Annotated in this window: 12 protein-coding genes; 5 read left to right on the top strand and 7 right to left on the bottom strand. The window is 31.3% G+C overall.

Annotation, left to right across the window (positions count from 1 at the left end; translation table 11 throughout):
• Positions 1-2 precede the first annotated feature (2 nt).
• The 4 genes from sdaAA to C3E90_RS12580 are packed head-to-tail and all read left to right on the top strand — an operon-like array spanning position 3 to position 7,245.
• Positions 3-869, top strand: a complete 867-nt coding sequence (gene sdaAA, locus C3E90_RS12595) for an L-serine ammonia-lyase, iron-sulfur-dependent, subunit alpha (RefSeq protein WP_236916024.1) — start codon at positions 3-5, stop codon at positions 867-869.
• The gene (locus tag C3E90_RS12590) at positions 866-5,353 is read left to right on the top strand and encodes an HD domain-containing protein (RefSeq protein ID WP_236916023.1); all 4,488 of its coding nucleotides are present in this window, start codon (positions 866-868) and stop codon (positions 5,351-5,353) included. Before sdaAA ends, C3E90_RS12590 begins: the two co-directional genes overlap by 4 nt.
• Before the next feature lie 21 nt (positions 5,354-5,374).
• Positions 5,375-6,625: a lactate dehydrogenase gene (locus C3E90_RS12585; protein ID WP_236916022.1), complete on the top strand. Its 1,251-nt coding sequence runs from the start codon at positions 5,375-5,377 to the stop codon at positions 6,623-6,625.
• Positions 6,622-7,245, top strand: coding sequence for a hypothetical protein (locus tag C3E90_RS12580; protein ID WP_236916021.1), 624 nt, complete (start codon positions 6,622-6,624; stop codon positions 7,243-7,245). Before C3E90_RS12585 ends, C3E90_RS12580 begins: the two co-directional genes overlap by 4 nt.
• Positions 7,246-7,381: 136 nt before the next feature.
• Here C3E90_RS12580 and C3E90_RS12575 read toward each other — a convergent pair whose 3' ends face one another.
• The 3 genes from C3E90_RS12575 to C3E90_RS12565 form a co-directional block, all read right to left on the bottom strand.
• A complete protein-coding gene (locus C3E90_RS12575; protein ID WP_236916020.1) occupies positions 7,382-8,749 on the bottom strand; it encodes an MATE family efflux transporter in 1,368 nt (455 codons plus the stop codon).
• A 174-nt stretch (positions 8,750-8,923) separates the two neighbouring features.
• Positions 8,924-10,315, bottom strand: a complete 1,392-nt coding sequence (gltA, locus tag C3E90_RS12570; RefSeq protein WP_236916019.1) for an NADPH-dependent glutamate synthase — start codon at positions 10,313-10,315, stop codon at positions 8,924-8,926.
• Positions 10,308-11,192 carry a sulfide/dihydroorotate dehydrogenase-like FAD/NAD-binding protein gene (locus C3E90_RS12565; RefSeq protein ID WP_236916018.1) on the bottom strand — a complete coding sequence of 295 codons (885 nt, stop codon included), beginning with the start codon at positions 11,190-11,192 and terminating at the stop codon, positions 10,308-10,310. Before C3E90_RS12565 ends, gltA begins: the two co-directional genes overlap by 8 nt.
• Positions 11,193-11,722: 530 nt before the next feature.
• On the opposite strand from C3E90_RS12565, the gene C3E90_RS12560 reads away from it, so the two are divergent.
• A complete protein-coding gene (locus C3E90_RS12560) occupies positions 11,723-12,331 on the top strand; it encodes a superoxide dismutase (protein WP_236916017.1) in 609 nt (202 codons plus the stop codon).
• Positions 12,332-12,410: 79 nt separating this feature from the next.
• On the opposite strand, the gene C3E90_RS12555 is transcribed toward C3E90_RS12560, so the two are convergent.
• The 4 genes from C3E90_RS12555 to C3E90_RS12540 form a co-directional block, all read right to left on the bottom strand.
• Positions 12,411-20,426, bottom strand: coding sequence for a GH36-type glycosyl hydrolase domain-containing protein (locus tag C3E90_RS12555; protein ID WP_236916016.1), 8,016 nt, complete (start codon positions 20,424-20,426; stop codon positions 12,411-12,413).
• Positions 20,427-20,463: 37 nt separating this feature from the next.
• Positions 20,464-22,872, bottom strand: coding sequence for a sugar phosphate nucleotidyltransferase (locus tag C3E90_RS12550; RefSeq protein WP_236916015.1), 2,409 nt, complete (start codon positions 22,870-22,872; stop codon positions 20,464-20,466).
• 126 nt (positions 22,873-22,998) lie between these two features.
• Positions 22,999-24,690 carry a phospho-sugar mutase gene (locus C3E90_RS12545; protein ID WP_236916014.1) on the bottom strand — a complete coding sequence of 564 codons (1,692 nt, stop codon included), beginning with the start codon at positions 24,688-24,690 and terminating at the stop codon, positions 22,999-23,001.
• Between the two features lie 22 nt (positions 24,691-24,712).
• Positions 24,713-25,897, bottom strand: a complete 1,185-nt coding sequence (locus C3E90_RS12540) for a M20 metallopeptidase family protein (protein WP_236916013.1) — start codon at positions 25,895-25,897, stop codon at positions 24,713-24,715.
• Positions 25,898-25,956: the final 59 nt, after the last annotated feature.

The raw sequence follows: 25,956 nt of genomic DNA, 5'->3' as shown, positions 1-25,956 counted from the left end.
CTATGTTTAACAAAGGAAAAGAACTATTAAAATTATGTAAAGAACAAAATAAAAAAATATGGGAAATAGTTATAGAAAAGGAAATGGATAATAATGATATATCCTATGATGAGCTTATGGAAAATATGAAATTTGTTTTAGATACTATGATAAATTCCGCTAATTACGGTCTAGATAAAGAGATTATTTCTGTATCTAAGCTTACTGGTGGAGATGCAAAAAAATTAGAGGATTATAAAAATAAAGGCAATACCATTTGTGGAGATCTGATGAATTCTGCCATGGCCAAAGCCTTATCTACTTCAGAGGTCAATGCATCTATGGGTCGAATTGTGGCTGCACCAACTGCTGGTGCTTCAGGTATATTGCCTAGTGCAATTATTACAGTTAAAAATAAGTTTAATCTAAGGGAAAAAGATATGATCTATGGACTGTTTACAGCCGGAGGAATAGGTGAAATAATAGCAAAAAATGCTACTATATCTGGGGCGGAAGGAGGTTGTCAAGCAGAATGTGGAGTTGCTAGCGCCATGGCTGCTGCAGCTATTGTAGAGATGATAGGTGGAGATGTGGAAACCGCTTTAAATGCAGCCTCTTTTTCTCTAATAAATATTATGGGATTAGTTTGTGACCCTGTGGCAGGTCTAGTAGAATTTCCCTGCGCATTGCGCAATGCTTCTGGTGTGGCTAATGCTTTAATATCTGCCGATTTAGCCATGGCAGGGATTAAATCATTGGTACCCTTTGATGAGGTAGTAGAAGCCATGTATAGGGTAGGCAAAACTATGCCTGAATCCTTGAGGGAAACTGCATTAGGTGGAGTGGCTGCTACTCCAACGGGAGAGGAATTTAAAAGGAGGTTACTATGAGCAAAGCCTATAATGAAATTTATAAATTGATTTTAAACGAATTAGAAAGAGGATATTTAAAACTTTACCATAAAGATTTATTACAATTTATCCAAAGGAATGATTTTAAGATTAAATTAAATAATATAATCTCCAAGAATAAATATGATGCTCTTTCTTTAATGGAATTATTATATCCATTATATGTTAAATATCGCGAATCTCCAAAAATAGATTGGCTAAAATATATTTTTGATTATGTTCTAAGTTTGTCCTTTCCCGAAAAGGTTTCTAGAAAATTTGAAGAAGAATTAAATCCTTTAGTCTTCCTTTACTTAAACCTATTGCGTATTTTTTCCTGTTTTGAAATAAGATATGATAAAAGCAGCTTTTTACATAAATATCCTATAGGTTTTCTAGAATCGGAAGAGGAAAGAAATACAAAATTTCTAGATGAATATTTAATTTTTAAAAATGCCTTTTTAGATAACTGGATATATGAATTAATGAAAATGGATTTATCCCTGACTAATCACAATACTATAGACCATGTGGTTGGAGTAAACCATCTTAGCCTTAATATAGGGAGACAACTTAAAATCTTAGGATTACCCATTGATTTAGGCATTATAGTAGGTGCAGGATTAGGCCATGATATAGGTAAATATGGGGTAAGAGAAGAGGATATAGACAGAGTACCCTATCTCCACTACTACTACACTGAAAAATGGTTTAATCGATTAGGTATAGAAAAAACTGGTCATATTGCCACCAATCACTCTACCTGGGATTTAGAACTGGAAAATTTACCTCTTGAATCTCTAGTTTTAATATATGCAGATTTCAGAGTTAAGAACAAGAAATATAAAAATTATTACAAAATGCATATATACACTTTAGAAGAAGCTTACGATATTATACTTAATAAATTGGATAATTTAGATTCTAAAAAAGAACAGAGGTATGAAAAAGTATATAAGAAACTTAAAGATTTTGAAAACTATATGTTAAGTTTAGGAGTAAATACGGATTTAGCAAAAAGTATTCCCCAAAGAAAAACTTTAAAACCCTATCCTTTAATGGACAATGAGGAAATTGTTGAAAATATTAAATATTTTGCAATAGAACATAATATAAATTTAATGGCCAAGCTATTAGATGATGTGGGTTTCAACAATATATTAGAAATGGCTAGGTCCGAATATAATTGGAGAAAGCTTAGATTATATCTTCAGATTTTTAATGAATATTCTACTTACTTGACTCAAAGACAAAAAATAGTAACTTTGCATTTTCTAACAGACCTATTATTCCATAAGGAAGAAGATATTCGGAAAGAAGCAGCAGAATTAATAGGACTGTTGATTAGCCAATATGATGAAGAATATAGAAAGGAAGTACCAGAGGCTATTAAAAGGCATAATCCTGAAACAACTAGCTTAAAAGTCTTGAAAAAACTATTAAATTATATTCTATATCCAGAACACAAAATGGCTGAATCCCATTTAGAGTGGCAATATAATTTAAAAACTATTATTAAATCCTTATTCTATAATTCTAGAATAGAAAATTATGAAAAATATTCAAAACTGTTAATTAATTATTATGATTGTTACCAATCCATGTCTCCAATTAATCAACTTTATTTATCTCAAACTTTAAAATATATTCCCCTACTCTATTTAGATGATAGGGATTTAAAAAGACTCCATGAATATACAATAAACCAACTAAATTCAAATATTTTGGAAATTAGATTGACAGTTTTAGATATAATTGACGAAATCTTCGAAGAATTAAAAGAAAATAAGAAATTTGTAATCCTTCTAAAAAATTGGATGCTAGATAATTTACAGATTTCACCTTATGCATCTGAAAACTATTTAAAATATAAACTAGCCCTGAAACTCGATATGGAACCCCATATCCTGAAACATCTAGAATTTAATTATAAAAAGGTAGAAGAAAATATTTCAGAAATATTTCTAACAAACTTAAAAACTGCAACAGAGTGGATGAATAAAAAAGTAAATATCGATATCTTATATGATCAGGTAAAGAGATCCTCAGATTCTTATGGCCTCCATACTGGTATGCATTTTTGCAATCTATTAAAAGTTAGCGCTATAGAAAAAGTACGTAATTATGCTGGACATACTTTATTGCATATATTTGAATTTTTATCCCAAGAGGAGAGAAATGATATAGCTGTTGAACTTCTTAGGGCTTTAGAGATGCAAAACTACCAATTTACTAAATATATACCAAATTATTTAGGCCAACTACTTTTATACCTTCAACCTACTGAATTAGATGAGATAATCGATGATTTCGAAGAAAAAATTCGGCAGTCTAACACCCAAATAGTATTCTTGCTATTAAAAACTATAGGTATATGTATTGAAAATTATCCTAAATATGGCAAAAAGTTTAAAGAGGAAAAAGAATTTAACGAGAAACGGTTAGATAGGCTTCTAGGGCTATTATTAAACGGAATGGCCTCCTTTGATGAAGAAATAAAGGCAGAATCCTTTAGAATTATTGGCAGTCAAATTTTCAATTCTAATAGACTACTACTGAAAGAAAAATATTTTATATTTACTAGAATAGGAAAAAAAGTACTGACATTATTGACAAAAAAGGAAGATGATGAGTTTATTTTTCTTAACAACTCTGCTTCATTAAACAGTATATATAGATTTATATTGGATTACGAATTTATTTATGGTCCTATTGAATTAATTAGCAATAAAAAGGTAGCCTTCTTCCCTGGAAGTTTTGATCCCTTTTCCCTTAGTCATAAGAAGATTGCTACAGAAATAAAGAGACAAGGCTTTGAAGTCTATTTAGCAGTAGATGAGTTCTCCTGGTCTAAAAGAACTCAACCTCATAGATTTAGAAGGGATATTATAAATATGACCATTGCTCATGAAAGAAACATATTCCTATTTCCTAGTGAGATACCTGTCAACATAAGTAATTACAAGGATTTAATTAAGCTAAAGTCCCTCTTTAATAATAGAACTGAGATCATAAACAATATTAATGACAATTTGATTCAATATCTAAATAATAAATTTGGCCATAGAATAGATGTGAATGTCATTTATGAATTGAGAAATAAACTCAATCCAGTAGTACTGTTGATTAAAGAGACCAAAAGCAATTCTATCCTTGGATTTTCAATCTTCTATTGGGTTAGAAATATTATGTTGTATGATGAATTCCAAAATACCAATATAACGGAGTATTTTAGGCAGCATTCAAAAGGTAGATTAGTTCTAATTTCTGGAATATATACAGAAAACAATGACTACCATACTGCTGAAATCATATTAAATGAAACTTTAGCTTATTGCATAAGTTTAGACTATAATTATGCCATATTTAAAAATTGTTTAACCCATCATAATAAGAAATATATAGAAGAAAACTTAAAACATCAAGGTTTTATAGAGACTCCCTTTACCCATAATGGCTGTCCCATTTTTATGGTTGACATGAATAATCCTATGACCTTAAATCAAGATTTGGAAAACCTCTTAAAACCTCCTTTTGAAAATAATCTAGAATTGAAGAAAATAATCTATATTGGGAGAAAAAAATTGAAAGAGGCTATTTCAAGTTTATATCCGGGAGAATTATTGCTATCTTTCAATAGGGATATGATATATAGCAAACTAATTCAAAAAATCTGCGATGCTAATGAAGTCTCTATAACACAAAAAAGAAACAGGGTTTTAGGACCTAATATATGTGTACCTTTTGGATCTATACTAAATGGTACCATATTACCCAATACTATTACCAAAACCATGCATACAGAGAAAATATTTAATCCTAGCATAGATAATTTTACCATCGAAGCATTCCCAAATTATTTAAGCTTAGAAAATCAATCAAAGGTGTTGGAATCCTTCGATAGGCCTGTGATTTTAGTAGATGATCTTCTCCATAAGGGGTATAGATTGAATGTAATTGAACCCTTGTTAAGAAAGACCCAAGTTCATATTAAAAAGGTAATAGTAGGGATTCTAACCGGTAGAGGAAGTGAAATAGGAAAGGTAAAAAACATCGATGTAGACAGCGCCTATTTTGTGCCTAATTTAAAACTCTGGTTTAATGAAAGTGACCAATATCCCTTTATAGGTGGGGATATGGTGCTTAGGGATGGAGCGACTCAAGATTATTTAATATCAAGTATCAATTTAATACTACCTTATATTTCACCAAGTTTTATAAAAAATACTTCTACCAAAAATATATATAGATTATCTGAAACCTGTTTAATCAATACAATAGAGATATTTAAAGTAATAGAAAAGGTTTATCAAGAAATAAATGAAAAAAATTTAATAATAAAAAATCTAGGGGAAATATTGGTATCTCCAAGAAGGCCAGATACCTATAAAAGTATGGACTCCCTTATTAATCTAAAGCCTTCCTCTTGTTTAGAGGCAGATTTAGAACATCTTAAAAGGATAGAAAATATTGTTAATAGATAGTCTTTATAAAAGGTGATAAATATGATTAATTATTATGAATACAAAGGAAAATATTTTTTCTCTTTCCAAGAATATGATAATTTTAATAAAATCCATGAAGAAGAAGTGAAAAAAGATAGAGGAAAATTATATTTTTTGAATAGGCTAAACCCTATTAAATCCAGAAGAAGTTTTTTAATTAACCATCCATCCTTGTTGTTTATTGAAAAAGAGGGGGTTGAATTACTTCTTTTAGATACTAAAGATTATTTCCATTTAATTCCCCCTTGGATAATAAATAAGATTGATGATGGTTTAGTTCTCTCTTTAAATACTTGTTATCCTAATTGGGAAGAAGTCCTTGACCAAAGAATCAATAAAAAGTGGAAAGTTAACCTATTAGCATTAGGCGATGTAGGAAGTACTCTTCTCATAGGTTTAAGACTTATGGGCGAAGGATGTATTGATAAAATAGGTATATACGATAGAAATATTAATAGGTTAAAGCGGTGGGAATATGAACTCAATCAAATTAGAAAACCTTTTGATGAAGAGGCTTTTCCTCCTATTTATCCGTTGGATAGGAATAAACTATTCGATTGCGATATTTTCCTATTTTGTGCCTCAAAAGGAATACCGCCTGTAGGTAGTACTATTGACGATGTTAGGATGGCACAATTTGAATCCAATTCTGAAATAATAAAAGAATATGCAATAATGGCACGAAATAAAGGTTTTAAAGGGATATTTGCAATAGTATCTGATCCAGTAGATCTGTTGTGTAAAGTAGCCTTTTTAGAAAGCAATAAAAATGAAAAAAGTGAATATGATTTTCAAGGCTTAGCTTCAAACCAAATAATTGGATATGGACTGGGGGTTATGAACGGAAGGGCTCGCTTTTATGCTGAAAAATCTAAGGATACAATCCATCATCTAAGGGAAGGGAGAGTTTTTGGTCCCCATGGAGAAGGTTTAATTGTAGCTGATAGTATTGATAACTATAATAAAAAACTATCGGAATACTTAACATATAAAACTTTAAACGCTAATAAAGAAGTTAGGAATTTTGGCTTTAAGCCCTATGTTGCTCCTAGCCTATCCTCTGGTGCCCTTTCCATTATTGCCACTATTAATGAAGAATGGTTTTATGGTTCTACCTATATGGGTAAAGCCTATATGGGGTCAAAATGTAGATTAATAGATAATCAAATAGAAGTTGAACAGCTAAATATCCCACCAAAATTGTTCAATAAAATAAAGTACACCTATGAAAGGTTAGTGAATATAATATGAAAAATTATTATCTTATACTACCAGAAAAACCCTCCCCCTTTTTAAAAGAAATGATAGATATGGCTACCAAAAATATAGAATATGAAGTGTTGGAATATTATGATAATCTACCAAATCTGAAGGGTAAAAAGATAATATTTGGAATAGAACTGCCTATAACGGGAATTAGCAATAGCTTAAACAAATTTTTTATGAAATTGTTCAATAGAGGATATGATTCTTTGCTAGGTTCTGAAGGAATTGTGATAGTTCACAGCCAATATCAATATTTTACAAAAACTGCAGCCCAATCCATAATATTTATGTCTAATCTTTTAGGTTGTAGATTTCCCGGAAGGCCTATAGTAGAAGCTACAGGAAATTTGAACAACTTTATTCCATTACAAAAAGTATATAATTTGCCCTTAGAAGAAATTTGCTTATACTTATGTAAGGAATTAGGAGAAAGATTTGTTAAAGATAAAGTTCAAAAAGTGAAAAACCCAAAAATTCTAGTACTCCATTCTAGTAATAGGATGTTTTCCAATACTTTGACCCTATGGGATATGGTAAAGGAAAATCTAAATGATATAAAAATTACAGAAATAAAACATTTAGGTTACCACCATATTTTTCTCTAATGGCTGTAGCTAATGATAGAGGTGCAATTAATAAAGTTCCTAATATTGAGAAAAAAGCAAAAGAGTTTGCTGAGAATATGGTTAGCGAAATAAAGAGGTAACTGTAACTTGCTTTTATCTAGAATAAAAGCAAGTTTTACCTTATACTTATATATTTCCACTTACTAGTCTTAAACCTATATTTAATAAGTCCCCATCTTACAATTTGATCACAGAACATAGCATACCAAGCCCCTATTAAACCTAAACTTAAAACCTTTATAAATAGATAAGCTAATATTACTCTGACAACTAGCACACCAAAAAATATCGATACTAAAGTCCATACCGTATCCCCTGCCCCTCTTAACCCACCAGCTATAATTAACTGAGAAGATTGGAAAGGTTGTATGATTGCGATAACTTTCAATATTTTAGTAGCTTCTTTTATTACCTCTGGATTTTTAGTATATAAGCTTGCAATAAAGGAACCAAAGAAGAAAAATATTACTCCTACTGCTGTAGCAATAATAGCTCCTATTCTACCGCTAGTCTTTATATATTCTTCAGCTTTATCTGGATTTTCTGCCCCTAAACTCCTTCCTGCTAATGAGGACGCTGCTATACCAAAGGCTTGTCCAGGAGTAAAAGAAAGACCAGAAATATTTAAACATATCTGATGAGTAGCATAGGCTACAGTACCTAAAGATGAAACAATTCGAACAAATATTAATATACCAGCCCTAAAAGCTATTTGCTCTAATGAAGCAGGTATCCCAATTTTAACTAGATTGTACATAATGTCCTTATCAAATCTGAATCTATTCTTGAAATTTATCTGTATAATAGTATTCTTTTTAAATATATATCTTAACAGCATTAAGGTTGCCATAATTTGAGAAAATGATGTAGAAATACCTGCACCAGTAACCCCTAGCCTAGGAAATCCAAATAATCCATATATGAGTATAGCATTTCCAATTACATTTAAGGTGTTCACCTTTAAATTTATATTCATTGGGGTTTTAGTGTCACCTGACCCTCGTAAAACCGCATAAATAGAAAAATTAAAAGCTTGAAATATAAGCCCAATAATAATAATTTTGAAATAATTTCTACCATACATTAAAGTATCTTGATGAGCTCCAATAAACCTCATTATCTGGTCTGTAAATAGTAGACCTAAAATAAAAATTGGTAATACCAGAAGAACTTGTGTCAATAAAATCACATGGCGGACTACACTTTCTATCCTATCATCCTTTCCTGCCCCTACATATCTGGCAACCATAGCTGTTGCACCTACGTTTAAAGACTGAACTAAAGACAATGCAATAAATACCACCTGATTTGTTATTCCAACTGCTGCTATAGAGGCAGCAGCCTCCCCTGAATCAACAATCCTCCCTAACATCATCATATCTACCATGCCAAATAAAGTTCCTAAAAAAACCTCTATCAAGACTGGTCCTGCTGTTTTTAGTACAATGTCTGCTGTTCTCTTTTTATTACAAGCCTCCTCCATAAACAACCACCTCTTGTAAGTAATTTCGATACCCTAAATATTATAGCATAAATTTAACATAAATCAAATTCGAAAATCATTGTTTTAGTTATGTCTAATAGCAATTAATAAAAGCTATAAACTATTGAATTCAATAGTTTATAGCTTTTATATAGATATTCTGATCTTTATTTATTATTTTCCATATTTTTCTTTTATATATTTATCAATACCTGCTGCTGCTTGTTTACCAGCTCCCATTGCAAGTATAACAGTTGCAGAACCAGTTACAGCATCCCCACCAGCGAAAACGCCTTCTCTAGAGGTTTGTCCATTTTCATCTACTACAAGACATCTTTTCTTATTTATCTCTAGTCCTGCTGTAGTTGCAGGAATAAGTGGATTTGGTGATGTTCCTAAAGCCATTATTACTGTATCTACATCAAATTCAAATTCAGAACCAACTATAGGCATAGGTCTTCTTCTACCAGACGCATCAGGTTCGCCAAGTTCCATTCTTTGACATCTTATACTACTAACCCATCCTTTTTCATTGCCAATAATTTCTATTGGGCTAGTTAAGAATTCAAATTTAACTCCTTCTTCCATAGCGTGATGTACTTCTTCTACCCTAGCTGGCAATTCTTTTTCAGTTCTTCTATATACTACCCAAACTTCTGCACCAAGTCTAAGGGCAGTTCTAGCTGCGTCCATTGCAACGTTTCCACCACCAACAACAGCAACTTTTTTGCCAACTTTAATTGGTGTATCATAATCTTCTCTAAAAGCTTTCATAAGATTATTTCTAGTTAGGAATTCGTTTGCAGAGAATACTCCATTTAAGTTTTCCCCAGATATTCCCATGAATATAGGAAGTCCTGCACCAGAACCAATAAATACTGCATGGAAACCTTCTTCTTCTAAAAGAGAATCTATAGTTACAGTTCTACCAACTATTACATTGGTTTCTATTTTTACGCCAAGGTTCTTTAAATTCTCAATTTCAGGCTTTACTACTTTTTCCTTAGGAAGTCTGAACTCAGGAATTCCATATACTAAAACTCCACCTGGTTCATGTAGGGCTTCAAATATTGTTACATCATATCCTTCTTTTGCCAAATCACCAGCACAAGTAACACCTGCTGGACCTGATCCTATAACTGCTACCTTAAATCCATTCTTCTCTTTAGTCTTTCCTAATTGAATATTGTTTTCTCTTGCCCAGTCAGCAGCAAATCTTTCAAGTTTTCCAATAGAAACTGCTTCACCTTTAATTCCAAGTACACATACTTGTTCACATTGTGATTCTTGAGGGCAAACCCTTCCACAAACTGCAGGAAGCGCACTGTGTTCTGCAAGAACGTGAGCAGCTTCTTCAAATTCACCTTCTGCAATATGCTTAATAAATTTAGGTATATGGATACCTACTGGACAATTACCTACACAAGGATGATGTTTACAATTTAAACATCTCTTAGCTTCAGCCATAGCTTCTTCTTTAGTATAGCCTAAACAAACTTCATCAAAGTTTGAAGCTCTTTCTATAGGATCTTGTACTGAAATAGGAACTTTTTTAAATCTATCCATTATGAACACCTCCATGTTGACATGTACATGTTTTTTTCTCGCCACGTGCAGCTAATTCTGTCTCTTCTACTTTATATTGTGCTTGTCTCTTTAATGCTTCATCAAAATCTACTAGATGACCATCGAATTCTGGTCCATCTACACAGGCAAATTTTGTTTCATTTCCAACTGAAACCCTACAAGCACCACACATTCCAGTTCCATCTACCATAATTGGGTTAAGACTTACTATAGTTTTAATACCAAGTTTTTTTGTTAACAGGCATACGAATTTCATCATTATCATTGGTCCAATTGATATAACAACATCATATTTTTTACCTTGATTAACTACAAGGTCTTCAATAAGCCCAGTTACCATACCATTAAACCCATAACTACCATCATCAGTAGCAATATAAAGATTGCCTGCTACTTCTTCTATTTTATCTTTGAGTATTATTAGGTCTTTTGTTTTAGCGCCAACTATTACATCTACATCAATGTCGTGTTCGTGGAACCATCTTACTTGAGGAAATACAGGAGCTGCTCCAACTCCACCTGCTACAAATAATACCTTTTTCTTTTTAACTTCTTCAATATCTTCATTAACATATTCTGATGGCCTTCCAAGAGGACCTACAAAGTCTTTAAAATAATCTCCTTCTTCGAACTTTGCCATTTTTTTTGTAGAACAACCCATAGCTTGAACAACTATGTTTACTGTTCCTCTTTCCTTGTCATAATCGCAAATAGTTAGAGGAACTCTCTCCCCTTCTTCGTCAGCTATTACAATTACAAACTGACCTGGTTGGGCAGAGTTTGCCACCCTTGGAGCTAAAATATCCATTGAAAAGATATTAGGTGCAAGGTCTTTTTTCTCAACAATTTTATACAATAGAAACTCCTCCCTCATTTAAATTTATCATATTAATTATACATCATTTAGGGTAAATATAAAAGGTTAGTTATTTATATGACTAACAACTCTATTGAAAAATGTTTTCACCACAATAGAGCTAGTTTGCTCCAAAATTAAGAATGTCTATACACTAAATAACTTAATAGTGTATAAACTATACTTTAACATAAATAGCATTGTTTGTCATATAATTAACGATTTCTTCAATAATAAATATAACATAAAGAATTTTAAAATTCAATAGATTATGAAAAATATAATATTCTTTATACCCATAAAAGTATATTCCATACTAATGTTTGTTAATGTTTTAACCTTCCTTACTATGAATGCTATCTTTTGTAACTATTCTCATATTTGGCAAATAATAAGGGACCTAATAATTCATCCAATTATCTCGCCTTTATTGATACCGGTTTCTACATGATAATGTTTATCATGTAATTATTTGGATATATATAAATTAGATAATAACTAAAAGATAATATATATAAAGGAGAGATAGTATGGCTTTTAATTTACCAGAACTAAAGTATTCCTATGAAGCGTTAGAACCTCACATCGACGCATTAACAATGGAGACCCATTATTCAAAACATCATAAGGGATATGTTGATAATTTAAATAAAGTTTTGGAAGGACATTCTAAGTTTCAAGAAATGGATGTTGAAGAGATATTAAAATCTCTAGATGAACTTCCAGAAGAAATTAGAAGCGCTGTAAGGAACAATGGTGGTGGCCACTATAACCACACAATATTCTGGGAGATAATGTCTCCAGAAGGTGGTGGCAAACCAGTAGGAGAACTTGCCAATAGAATTGATGAAGAACTAGGTGGATTTGATAAGTTTAAAGAAGATTTAAAGAAAGCTGCTCTAGGACAATTCGGTAGTGGTTGGGCTTGGTTAGTTCTTAATAATGGAAAACTAGAAATAGTATCTACCCCAAATCAAGATAACCCCATCTCCAGTGGAAAAACACCAATACTTGGCATCGATGTATGGGAGCATGCATATTACCTAAAATATAAAAACCTAAGAGCAGACTATATTGATGCTTGGTGGAATGTGGTGGATTGGAAAAAAGTATCGGAAAGATTTGATGAAATTAAGTAGTAACAACTAATAATAAGTTCCCTAATTGGTGCCAGGCACCGATAAGGGAACTTATTTGTAATAATTCTGTAATATTGTATCACCTATTCCCCATCTCTACTAGGACTATATGTTCTAATCCATCATCTATCAATTCTACATACTTATCCTCCATGCTCATTCCATTTACTGTTATTTTTTTAATTCCCTTATTCACCTTATTTGGATTTTTTACTTCTATATTGTATTTAGTATTTTTATATCTATATTTTATGGTAAATCCTTGCCAATCCTTTGGTATACATGGGTCTATGAATAGTTTGTCTTTTTCTATTGAAAAGCCCAATATATCTTCTAAACCTACTATATACATCCATCCAGAAGAACCAGTGTACCAAGTCCATCCACCTCTTCCTAAATGTTGGGGATTAGTATATACATCTGCTGCTATTACATAGGGTTCTACTTTATACTTAGCAGATTCTATTAAAGTTCTAGAATGATTTATAGGGTTTATCATTCTAAATAGGTTGTAGGCTTTATCTCCTTCTCCTAACATGGCAAAAGCTTTAATAACCCAGGTAGCTGCATGGGTATATTGACCTCCATTTTCCCTAACTCCTGGTACATAGGATTTAATATATCCTGGTTCTTGGTTTGTCTTATCAAAAGGGGGAGTCAATAAAGCAATTATCCCTTCTTCTTCATTAATCAAATAATTCTCTACAGATTTTAATGCTGATTTTGACCTTTTCTCATCCCCCAAAGTAGAAATAACTGACCAAGATTGAGCTATGGAATCTATTGTACATTCACTATTTTCCTTTGAACCTATAGGTGTTCCATCATCAAAGAAAGCTCTCCTATACCATTCTCCATCCCAGGCATTAGTTTCTAATGCATTTTTTAATTTTTCAATAAGGCTCTCATATCTTTTGGCTCTTTTAAAATCTTCTACCATGTTACAAATGGGTATGAAATCCTTTAGTACTTTAGCTATAAACCATCCTAACCATACAGATTCACCTTTTCCCCTATGTCCTACTTTATTCATACCATCGTTCCAATCTCCTCCACCTATGAGGGGTAAATCTCTTTCTCCAAAGTTTAAGGATTTGTCAATGGCTCTAATACAATGTTCATACACGGTACCAATATCTTCAGATATAATAGGAACTTCATATCTTTCCTCTTCTGTTTCTAGCAAAATAGGGCTTTCGATAAAAGGAATCTTTTCTTCAAGTATAGTGTTATCTCCAGTGACTTTAATATATTTTGCTACTCCTAAAGGTAACCATAATAAATCATCAGAGTATTTGCTCCTAATCCCTTTATGAACTTCACTATCTGGTATTGGGTGCCACCAATGTTGTATATCTCCTTCTCTGTATTGATGTCTACAATTTCTAATAATTTGTTTTCTAGTCTTTTTTGGTATATGATAGATGGCATTTATTGCATCCTGCATTTGATCTCTTGCTCCATAGGCTCCCCCTACCTGATAGAATCCAGCTCTTCCCCATATTCTGCAAGCAATGGTTTGGTACATTAGCCAATGGTTCATCATGTAGTTCATAGTATTATCGGGAGTTTTAATTTCAATAGTAGATAGAGTACTATCCCAGAATTCTTTTACCTTTTCCAATGCATTTTTCGAAACAAGCCTATCTTTATATTTGTTTATTAACTCATATCCCCTTTTTAAATCACTTTCTTCTCCTAACAAAAATACTATTTCTTTTTCTCCATTAGCTGGAATGTCTATATTTACCTTTATAGCAGAACATGGATTGTATCCGAATCCTACTCTATTTGACAATCCTTCTCTTTTAATTCCTTCTGGTCTTACAAAATTAGGGTAATTTCCAAAAAATTCATTTCTATCTCCTGTATAGGAGTGAATTTGTTCAGAGGTACCTATAAATAGAGTACTACCTTTAAATTCACTATTAGTGGAGTTTTTTACTAAAAACACATTATCAATTATATCCGTTTCCAATAACCTTTCCGTTTCCTCGTCAGTAACCCCTAATACAGGTCTAATATAATAATATAAGCTTATGGTTCTATCCCTATCTGTATCGTTTTTTAATCTCAATAAACTAATCTTTATATTGTCCTCTATTGGTAAAAATACTGTAAGTTGTTGTTCTATGCCTTGGGTATGATGATAAAATTTGGTATAGCCTAATCCATGGATAATTAGATACTCTTTATTGTCCCTAATAGGTTTAGGAGTAACATTCCAAACTTCTCCAGTATTATCATCCATGAAATAGATTATTTCCCCTGGTCTTTCCACTATAGGGTCATTATACCAAGGGGTTAATTTGTTTTCTCTACTATTTTTAGACCAGGTAAATCCACAACCTTGTTCAGTAATAATAAAACCAAAATCTCTATTAGCTATAACATTTATCCATGGTAAAGGGGTATTTAAACCTTCTGTCAGCTTAATAATATATTCTTTACCATCCTTTGAAAAACCACCATATCCGTTATAATAGTCCAAATCTAAAATTATACTTTTTTCTGGATATTCGGTTAACTTTCCACTAAATTCTTTGAAAGGAAGAGATGTTTTTTTAATTTTGTTAAACCTAGCTCCTTCTTCTGTTTTTATTATTACTGTTCCCCACTTGAACAATAAGGATATGTCTTCTTTAGACATGGTATTTGCACTTCTAATAAATATTCCTCCTGAAATATCAACTACATTACCTCTCCTTTCATATACTACTTCTCGGATACTTTCAAATAGAGGTTGATAATAAATACTATCTTCTTCATTTAATATGATTAAATCCACAACTAATCCCTTATAAGTCCAATGCTCATGGGCATCTAATAATTGGATTAAAGTCTCAATGCCCTCCATGGATTTAATTGTGGCTAAAACTATTGGATTATCTCCAGAAATACCATGAGCCCATAGTCCTTCTTTACCTTTTTCATTTTGTTTTAATATATTGGAATATGGAAACTTTATATTCTCATGTAAATAAAATAAATAAGGAAGTAATCCTTCATATAGTTTTAAGTTTGACTTGTTTAAGTTTAAGTAGCCCATTTCCGTTTGAGATTTAGTTTTGTTAAGGTCAATAGCTAATTTAATATTTGCCTTATTACTATATTTATTTAGTATACTTATAGCTTCTTCTTTATTCTTGGTATATGCTGTAATAAAGAATATATCTACCTTTTCTTTAGGATTTAATTTTATCTTTTTCCCTATACTCATTATTGGATCTAGTACCACTCCTATAGTATTGGTAAGCCCTCTAAATATTCCTTTTGGATGTTTCAAAGAATTTACTCTTCCAATGAAATTTTCTCTTTTAGTTTCATATTGGAATTTATACTCATCATTATCAAAAATTTTCACTCCATGAATAATCCAGCTTTCTCCAATTTCTTTTTCTCTTTTTCTCCTATGGGCTAAAATCCCCTCTTGTTCTTCTAAAACTTCTGTCTTTATAAATAGATTATTAAAAGCAGGATGGGCTAAATCTGAGGCTAATCTTTCACCTACTACTTCAAAATAACTTATAGCCTCAAGGATAGTTTCTTCTTCTCCATTATTTACTAATCTAACCCTTCTTATCTCCCCTGATTCTTCAGGTAATAGAAATATGTCCATCTTGGTTTCAATATTCCCATCTTTTCGTCTAAAACTAGCTTTATAAGTTGTAAACTCCACATTATAATAGTCTGATTCCTTGTAGGTTGGCGCATAAGTTGTAGACCATAAGTTATTGTTTTTCAAATCCTTAATATATATAAACTGTCCATAGGGAATGGATAGAAAATCTTTTCTCCATCTATTAATAAATATATCTTCATTTTTTGAAAACCCTTCTCCTCTATTGTTTATCATTAAAGTATAAGTATTTGAAGATAACAGGTGACATTTAATATCTACTAAGTCTTCTTTTCCATATACTCTTTTTCCAATTTTCTCTTCTCTTTTTCTTTCTATATTTATCCCTTCTAAATTCTCTTTCTCCTTAGAGATAATTGGATTTAGAGGTATTTTTTCTTGTAATAGAAATTCTCCACATTTCATCTGAGAATCTCTGTGAAATCTATTTACCAATATATCCTTATTGATGAAATTATTAATAGCTGCAAATATCATTCCCTGATGATGGCTCATATAGGATTTAACTATACCTTTATCTAAATGAGAAGGTAACCTATTGATACTATAATCTATAGCTTCATAGAATCCATACTCTCCTTCTAATCCTTCTTCTTTAAGTCTTTTCACATTCATTAAAGCTTCATTAGGTTCAAACTTTAACGATAAAAACGTAGAATATGGAGATATTACCAGTTCATCCTTCAACCCTCTTTTAAATCCTAATGCTGGAACACCAAAAGCTTTGTACTGGTAATTGAGTCTATTATCAAAAGCAAAAAATCCTGATTCAGAAATTCCCCATGGTATATTGTTTTTCTTTCCATAGTCTATTTGAATATTAATGGATGTCTTATAAGTTTCATCTAATAGAGTGTTTTTATAGTTTTTCAACACTAAAGAAGGCATTAAATACTCAAACATGGTTCCAGACCATGAAGCAAGACTAATATGATTATTTTCCATAACTATTGACTTCCCCAGTTGTCCCCAATGTTTTAGAGGTACTTCTCCTCTTGCAATAGCAATATAACTAGAAATCCTAGCCTCGGAGGCTAATAAATCGTAATGGGAATTTAATACTTTTCCTTCTTTTACATTGTAACCTATATAAAATAAATTTTTTACCCCATCATATAAGGGCGTAAATTTGGTATTATTAATTATATTTTCAATCCTATATACTAAATCAATTATCTCATGCTTTTTATTAAAATCTTCTACATATTCCTTTAGTCCTTCTTTTAGCACAATTAAATAGGATATGAAATTCCCACTATCTACTGTAGAGACAAAAACTGGCCTTAAGGGTTCTAATGTTTCAGTATCATACCAATTATATAGATGTCCTTCCCATTTTTCCATTTTCTCTATGGTATCTATAGTTAGTCTAACTAGATTTACCATTTTGTCTGTAGTTATAAAACCCATATCTCTACTAGAAAGTATGGAAAGTAAATAGAAACCTATATTAGTGGGAGAAGTCCTATTAGCCACTCCATTATATGGGTATTCTTGAAAATTATCTGGTGGTAAATAATTATTTTTACTATCTGTAAAGGTTTCAAAGAACTTCCATGTTTTTTCTCCAATTTCTTTTAGTAACTTAGAATCCTCTTCTGTAGTTTCTATTAAATCCTCTTCTTCTTCACTAATTTTATAAGCTGCAATAGGTCCTAAAGACCAAAATATACTTATAATAAAACTAAGAATTATATTAGATGATTTAAATATATAAGTAAATAATACTAATAATATGGATAGGAAAAAATTTCCTCTCATTAGTTTGAAATAGCTGGAAATGTCATTGTCTAATTTTCTCTCCATATCAAAGGCAGTAGTCCATTCTAATAAATTTTTCTTTGAAACCAATACCCTATATAGAGTTCTAACTATTGCGTCAATCATCATTAATCCTTCATGAGGAAGAAACATTAAAGATAAAAGTCCTTGATATAAATAGGTTTTATAGCCAAATATTATATTCCCATTTAATTTCATCTTCTCAATTTTAGATTTTCTATGCAATAGAGTCTCTATGACCATTGTTATAATGGGCAAAAGCAGAACAATCATAGCTAATCCTATCCATAGATAAACATTTCCAGGGAAAAGTACTAAACTAAAGAAAATCATAAATAGTAAAGATATGGGTAATAGACTTCTTCTCATATTGTCAAGAATTTTCCATTTAGATAAGGATGAGATGGATTTCCCATATCCTCCAGCAAGCCATCTAATTAATTGCCAATCTCCTCTGACCCATCTATGTTGCCTCATAATATAAGAACTATATTTTTCAGGGTATCCATCTATCAATTCAACATCTGTTGCTAGTCCTACTCTTATTAGACTTCCTTCTAAAAGGTCATGGCTAAGTACAGAGTTTTCAGGAATGCCATTGTGAATACAGTTTTTAAATACTTCTAAATCATATATCCCCTTTCCTGTGAATATAGCTTCTCCAAATAAATCCTGATAGATATCCGATATTGCCGTACTATAAGGGTCTATTCCCCCTGCTCCTGCAAATATTCGAGTAAACATAGATTTGTTGCTACTTTTAATATCCACCAATATTCTTGGCTGGATTATACCATAACCTTCCTTAACTATGTTTTTATCTTTATCTATAATAGCCTTATTAAGTGGATGAGAAATAGTACCTATTAGTTTTTTAGCTCCTTCTATAGGTAATTTAGTATCCGCATCTAAAGTAATAATATATCTTATTTTCCCTTGAAGTTTTGAAATATCACCTGAAATTACATTAAAACTAGTATCTTCATCTCCACTCAACAAATTGTTTAATTCAACTAAAGCTCCCCTTTTCCTCTCCCAGCCCATCCATCTTGCTTGAGTTTCAGAATAAACCCTCTCCCTATGGAAAAAATAGAATATATCTTCATTTGAAGCATATTTATCATTTAGTTCCTTTATTACCTTTAATCCTTTATCAATTATTTTTTCATCTTCTAAGGCTATCTTATCTTCACTATCCTTAAAATCTCCCACTATTCCATAGTATAAATTATCCAACCTATTTGATAGATAATACATTTCCAAATTCTTGGCTAATTCCTCTATTCTATCTTCACTAGGTAGCAAAGTAGGAATAACAACAAAGGTTTTCAAATCCTCAGGTATTCTTTCTTTATAATCAATTTTAGGTAAAACTTTAGGTCTAAATCTTTTGGAGTAAAAATAATTAAATAAGTTTATAGAAATAGTCGTTGTTGGAATAAGTGTTACAAAAAAAATTAGAATACCCCAATAGATATTCCCTTTGTTATAGCCATATCTACTAAAAAATATTGTTAGTAATAAGGAAAACAAAACTATTGGTAAATAGTAATAACTATATTGATTTAGATAAATACTAGAATTTCTATTGTTTTTTTGAAAAAAATCGAATAGTCTTTTTCTACCCTTATCTATAAGGTAATAACCTATATGAGCTTTTTTATCTCTACTCCCTTTCCCCCATTCTTCTTTGGCAAATTCCAATGCCTTTTTTGATAACAATATTTCTTGAACATTGAATCTATCTGCTAATTGTTGAATTTCATGCCTGTAGTAACCCTTTGACTGGAAGTCCATATTTTCATATATGTTTAAGGGGTCTTCAATTAGTACTCTTTCCACCACGCATATTGATTGAAAAATATTCTCCCAGTTTAAAGAGGAAAGATTTCTCAAGGATGTTATGCAATAACCTAAAGATATTTTATATTTGGATTGAAGGGTATATTCATTTTCCAAAGTATCTTCAATGCTTCTTCCATAATAATCCAATTTCTTATTTATTTTATCAAATACTAGCTGAAAATTTTCTCTTTCTTCCCTTATTTTTCTGATTAGCCGTTCTATTTGTATGGAATTCATATTATGTATATTTTCAATAATCTCTTCTATATTTTCTTCTGGAGATACATTCAAATTATCTATTTCTCTCCATGACTCATTTATTTTTAAAAAGTTTAAAGAGATATTTCTAATCCATTCCATTAAACCTAAAGTAATATATCTTGAAAACTGGATTATCTCTTCTAAGGACAGTATATCTTCTTTTTGGAATTCATTGATATAACCTATTAGATTTTCCTCTGTTATACTTCCTGATCCTTGAGAAATTAATTCTAAGGCTAAAAGATATATTCTAGGATAACCTTTATAGCTACCTGTCTCTATTATATTTAATACTATCTTTCTTTCCTTTTTTATATTAGCTCTTAATTCTTTATATATTAGCTCAATTAAATAAAAATTATCTAATAACCATTCTGTACCTCTTGGTAGAGAATAGCCTTCAGATATATCCCTATTGAACTTTAAATATGTTTTTTCTATTTCTTTAAAACTTTGGTCTAACCTATCTAAAAAGAATCTTTTAGTATTAATTTTTCTAATGGTTTTATATAGAGTATGGATATCTTTTTCTCCTACCAACAATCTATTTACATATTTTGTCCACATCTCTTTTGTCCTTCCTTTCACCTATTAGATTCTCAAATTAATTGTTCAACATATTTCTAATTTTTTTATCGTACTTAAACCATAATTCTTCTGCATACTCTTCATTGTAACCTTCTATATATAGATTAAACCTGGGCATTTCTTCATCAGGAATTATTAATGCCCAACCTTTATCATCTATAAATCTAATCCCTTCTTTAAGTTCTATGCCTTCTTTTCTATCTTCTGTTAACCTTCTAATAATATTACCTTTATGGTTCCATTGGCAGGGTATTTCTTTTTTGAAATAGAAATACTCAGGTAGTTCTTCCAATAATTTATTTAATACAATATTATTGTCTACTAGATAATCAATGATTTTCCCAGTAGCCCAAATACCATCAAAATTTAGCACAAATTGGAAATCCAAATTTTTATTCACTATGGCTTGAATTAAATCTGAAATATTGGATTTAGTATAGGTTGTGCTACTGTTATATTTCTTAGCTATTTTTTCTATAATCCTTGGAAAGTTATAGGGTATCACTGCCTCCTTAATCTCACCTGTTTTGAAACCTATCAATAAGGATAGAAGATAATATTTTTCATCTTGGATAATATTGAATCCATCGGTTAATGCTACTTTTTCACCATCTCCACTGTATAAAACACCTAAATCTCCATCTACTTCTAGTACTAAGTTTTTAATATCTTCTATTGTCAATCCTTTTTCATATTCTGCTATACTAACTAGGCAACCTATTTCCGTCAAATATTTTTCTGCTAAAGATACTATGTTTTTTGATGGAGCAGCTATAATTAATTTAGGCTTTTTATTCTTAATCTTATGGATGTTTTTAAGCCTTTTGACTCCTTCATTTAGGTAGATAGATGAAAAATTATATATATTTACTATATCTTTTATTTCATTACCAGAACATCTTGTATAATCCTCAATAATCATTGAGTTTTCAATTTTCCTCTCTAGGCCTTTATCAATATTTCCTCCTTTATCATTTATTATTTCTATATATACCAGGTCCTTGTTAAAATCATCTGTTTTTATTTGGATTCCACCATCTGCTTTGAAGTGTCTTACCCCAAATCTGCACATAGGCATAGTACTATCATTAATGTCTATAACCAAAGAACCCGTAGATAAAATTCCTGAGATAATAGATGATTTTATGGATTTAGACAAATTATGTTCATCACTGTTTACGACATATGTCCCTTCCTTTTTAATTACTGTGGCTAAAGCTGTTCCCAATCGAATTGCCATTTCTGGAGTTATTGTTGTATTAAAAATTCCAGATATATTCCTAAATCCAAAAAGTTTTTTAGAAGCTTTTTCTTCCCAAATAATATTTTCATGTAATATCATATCTTCGTCTATTGTTTTATAAGGCCATATCTTTACTCCTGGCTTGATAGTGGTGTTTTTGAAAATTTTTGAATGGGCACCAATTACTGCTCCTTCAAATATCCTACTTCCTTCATCTATTTTTACATTATTGCAGATAACAGCCTTTCTAATTTCGCAGTTGTTTGAAATATTTACATTATCCCAAATTATACTTCTTTTAAGAGATGTGCCTTCACCTATAACACAATTACTTCCCACTACTGAATAAGGTTTTAGGCTTGCTCCAGCTCTAATTATAGAATCTTTACCTATATAAACAGGAGGGTATATTTTAGCGCCCTTTTCAATTATAGCTCCTTTTCCTATCCATATTCCTTCTCCTTGGCTATCTCCTAAAAGATAATGTTTATTACCTTGTCTCAGTATATCCTCATGGGTTTCTATGTAGGTATTTAAATCTCCAATATCACACCAATATTCTTCTCCTATATACCCATAGATAGACACTCCATCTTCCAGCAATCTAGGAAATAAATCTTTGCTAAAATCAAAATTCTCGCCTTGTCTATAGTATTGAAAAACTTCTGGTTCTAATATATATATGCCTGTATTTATAGTGTCGCTAAATACTTCTCCCCAGCTTGGTTTTTCTAAAAAGCGTATTATCCTTCCATCTTCATCTGTAATAACCAATCCAAATTCTAAAGGAATTGATTCTCTTTTTAATACCAAAGTTGCCTTAGAGCCCTTCCTAGTATGAAAATCATAAGCTTTTCTTAAATCTATATCAGTAAAAGCATCTCCGCTAATTACAATTATTGTAGTATCCAGAAAATCTTCAGCATTTTTTACACTGCCCCCTGTACCTAAGGGTTTTTCCTCTAAATAATATTTAATATTTACATCAAATTTTGAACCCGAGCCAAAATAATCCATAATCATATTAGGTAAGTAGTGTAATGTAACAGCTATATCCTTTACTCCGTGCTTTTTCAATAGTTCTATCCCATATTCCATTACTGGTTTGTTAAAAATTGGTACCATTGGCTTAGGCAAATCACAGGTTAAAGGTCTAAGCCGGGTACCAATTCCTCCTGACATAATTACTCCTTTGATAGTAATCACTCCTTTTATGTCTAATAATCATATATGGATATCTTGTGGAACTTATAATAATTTTATACATAAAAAACCTCCCCATTTTAAGTCTGGGAAGGTTGTTTTTCATTATTTTATTGATTCAATCCTATCCATTGTAGCTTTTTCAATATACTTAATCTTGTCTTTAGATAAGGTGCTATTATCTCCTTTTGAATAGATATATATTTTAATCTTTGGCTCCGTTCCTGATGGTCTTACTGCATACCAAGAACCATCATGGAAAAAATATTTTAACACATTGGATTTAGGATTTCCTGTATCATCATATAAATAATCAATGGTTTTTACCAATTCCATATCTTCAATAGTAGTAATAGGAGTTTCTCTGAAGGAATCCATTATTCTATTAATTCTTTCCTTACCTTCAACGCCTTCTAATACTATAGAGATTAGCTTTTCAAGATAATATCCATGTTTTTCATATAATTCTTCTAATCTATCTAATAAGGTTTTCCCCTTTTTCTTATAAAAAGCAGCCATTTCTGTAATCAACATAGAGGAAATTACTCCATCTTTATCCCTAACAATAGTATTATATACATAACCAATACTTTCCTCATATCCAAATATAAAAGTATGTTCCCCAGTCTTATCGAATTCATTGGCTTTTCCACATATATGTTTAAATCCAGTAAGAGTTTCTAATGTAGCTACATTATAATCATCAGCAATTGCTCTACTTAAATCCCCAGTTACTATGCTTTTCACTATAGCTCCATTTTTAGGAATAGTACCTTTTTTATCCCTTGATGATAATATATAGTCTACTAGTAATGCACCAGTTTGATTTCCGTTAAGAAATACATATTCCCCCTTAGAATCCCTAACCATAGAAGCTACTCTATCACAGTCTGGGTCCGTGGCTATTAAAATATCCGCCTCTTTTTCTTTACCATATCTTTTAGCATATTCAAAGGCTCTAACATCTTCTGGATTGGGATATCCTACTGTTTTAAAATCTGGATCTGGTTCTTCTTGTTCAGGCACCACATATACTTTAGTAAACCCTCTTTCTTTAAGTACTCTTCTCACCAATTTATTACCAGTACCATTTAAAGGAGTATATATAACCTTTACTTCTTTATCTATATCATCGTTTATTCCTAATGCCTTTACCTTTTCTACATATTCGTCATCAATTTCATTTCCAATATACTGTATAAGTCCTTTGTTCAGGCCTTCTTCCAAATCTATAATTTTAATATTTGAAAAATCTCCAATATTATTTATATTACTAAGAATATCATGGGCTATATCATCAAGTATCTGAGAACCTTCCTCCCAATATACCTTATATCCATTATAATCCTTTGGGTTATGACTAGCTGTTATAACTATTCCAGAAATGGTCTTCAACCTTCTTATAGTATAGGATAAAAGAGGTGTAGGTCTTATATCATCAAATAAATACACTTTTATTCCATTAGCTGCTAAAACTCTAGCTGCTATTTCTGAAAATTCTTTAGAAAAATGTCTTACATCATAAGCGATAGCCACACCTTTTTTCATAGCCTCTTTTCCTTTGCTTACAATAGTATCTGCCAATCCTTGAGTAGCTAAGGATACGGTATAGCTATTCATCCTATTGGTTCCTGCACCAATTTTACCCCTTAGCCCAGCAGTTCCAAAGGTTAAATCTGTATGAAATCTATCCTCTATTTCAACTTCATCATCTTTAATAGATTTCAATTCATTTTTAGTTTCTTCATCAAAATACTCATTATTTAACCAATAATTATATTTGTCCAAAAAATCCATTTTAAACCTCCCTATTTCTATTCTAGCTATTTAAAAATTTTAAAGTATTCTTTATCTGTAGTAAAACACCCTTGACTAAACAGTCCTCATCTATATCAAAATAAGGGGTATGGCCACTATGAATTATTCCTTTTTCTCTATTACCAGAACCTAAATGGAAAAAGGCAGAAGGTCTTGATGCAGCAAAGTAGGAAAAATCTTCTACACCAAAGCTGGGATAAGGCATTTCGTATACATTATCTTTCCCTAATAACTCTAATCCATTTTCTCTGACAATGTCCACCATATGATTATCATTAATTAGGGCAATATAACCCTCTGTCCTAATAAATTCACCTTTTCCTTCTAAGGATTGAGGAATTATTTCTACTATGCTTTTTATTCTATTTAATACCAATTCCCTTGACTCCTTGTTTAAGGTTCTAACTATTCCTTCCATTTCCACCTTATCTGCAATTATATTACCACCACATCCACCCTTTATAGTCCCAATAGTTAGTACTGCTGAAGATCTAGGGTCCACATTTCTACTTATCACTGTTTGTAAAGCTACTAAAATTTGTCCTCCAATGGTGATAGCATCTACTCCATCTTGGGGATAAGCCCCATGACTATTTTTCCCGTGAATCAATATTTTAATCATATCGGAAGCTGCCTTCATCTGTCCATATTTAATACCAATCTGGCCAGTGGAAAGACTATTATCTACATGGAGACCAAAAACTCCATCTATATAAGGATTTTCTAATACCCCTTCCTCTATCATAGGTAAAGCTCCACCAACAGTTTCTTCTGCTGGTTGAAATAGGAGCTTAACATTCCCCTTTATATTGTCCTTCATATTATTTAATATCCTAGCAGCACCTAGTAAAATAGCCATATGAGCATCATGACCACAGGAATGCATTTTCCCTTTAATTTTAGATTTATAAGAAACATCCTTTTTGTCTTCCATAGGTAAAGCATCCATATCAGCCCTAAGAGCTACTGTTTTACCTTGACTCTTTCCCCTTATTATACCTACTACACCAGTATTGGCTACTATCATATTTTCAATACCCATCTCATCTAAATATCTAACAATCTTATCTTTTGTCCTATACTCTTCTAATCCTAGTTCTGGATATTGATGAAAATCTCTTCTTATATCTATTACCCAGTCTTTTATCTCCATCGCCTTGGATTCTAAATCATCAGCTTTTCCCATAGGTTCACCCCTTGATATGCTTTTAATTATTATAACATATAGTGGTAAAAAAAATAAGA

It is taken from the genome of Clostridium sp. Cult2 (genome assembly GCF_021655075.1).
GTDB lineage: Bacteria > Bacillota > Clostridia > Tissierellales > Tepidimicrobiaceae > Schnuerera.
Note: the sequence above shows the minus strand (reverse complement) of the source record. Positions and strands in the feature narration are given on the sequence as shown.

Excerpts from the sequence above, each read along its gene's own strand:
- sdaAA (WP_236916024.1), top strand. The coding sequence starts at position 3 with ATGTTTAACAAAGGAAAAGAACTATTAAAATTATGTAAAGAACAAAAT.
- C3E90_RS12590 (WP_236916023.1), top strand. The coding sequence starts at position 866 with ATGAGCAAAGCCTATAATGAAATTTATAAATTGATTTTAAACGAATTA.
- C3E90_RS12585 (WP_236916022.1), top strand. The coding sequence starts at position 5,375 with ATGATTAATTATTATGAATACAAAGGAAAATATTTTTTCTCTTTCCAA.
- C3E90_RS12580 (WP_236916021.1), top strand. The coding sequence starts at position 6,622 with ATGAAAAATTATTATCTTATACTACCAGAAAAACCCTCCCCCTTTTTA.
- C3E90_RS12575 (WP_236916020.1), bottom strand. The coding sequence starts at position 8,749 with ATGGAGGAGGCTTGTAATAAAAAGAGAACAGCAGACATTGTACTAAAA.
- gltA (WP_236916019.1), bottom strand. The coding sequence starts at position 10,315 with ATGGATAGATTTAAAAAAGTTCCTATTTCAGTACAAGATCCTATAGAA.
- C3E90_RS12560 (WP_236916017.1), top strand. The coding sequence starts at position 11,723 with ATGGCTTTTAATTTACCAGAACTAAAGTATTCCTATGAAGCGTTAGAA.
- C3E90_RS12555 (WP_236916016.1), bottom strand. The coding sequence starts at position 20,426 with ATGTGGACAAAATATGTAAATAGATTGTTGGTAGGAGAAAAAGATATC.
- C3E90_RS12550 (WP_236916015.1), bottom strand. The coding sequence starts at position 22,872 with ATGTCAGGAGGAATTGGTACCCGGCTTAGACCTTTAACCTGTGATTTG.
- C3E90_RS12545 (WP_236916014.1), bottom strand. The coding sequence starts at position 24,690 with ATGGATTTTTTGGACAAATATAATTATTGGTTAAATAATGAGTATTTT.
- C3E90_RS12540 (WP_236916013.1), bottom strand. The coding sequence starts at position 25,897 with ATGGGAAAAGCTGATGATTTAGAATCCAAGGCGATGGAGATAAAAGAC.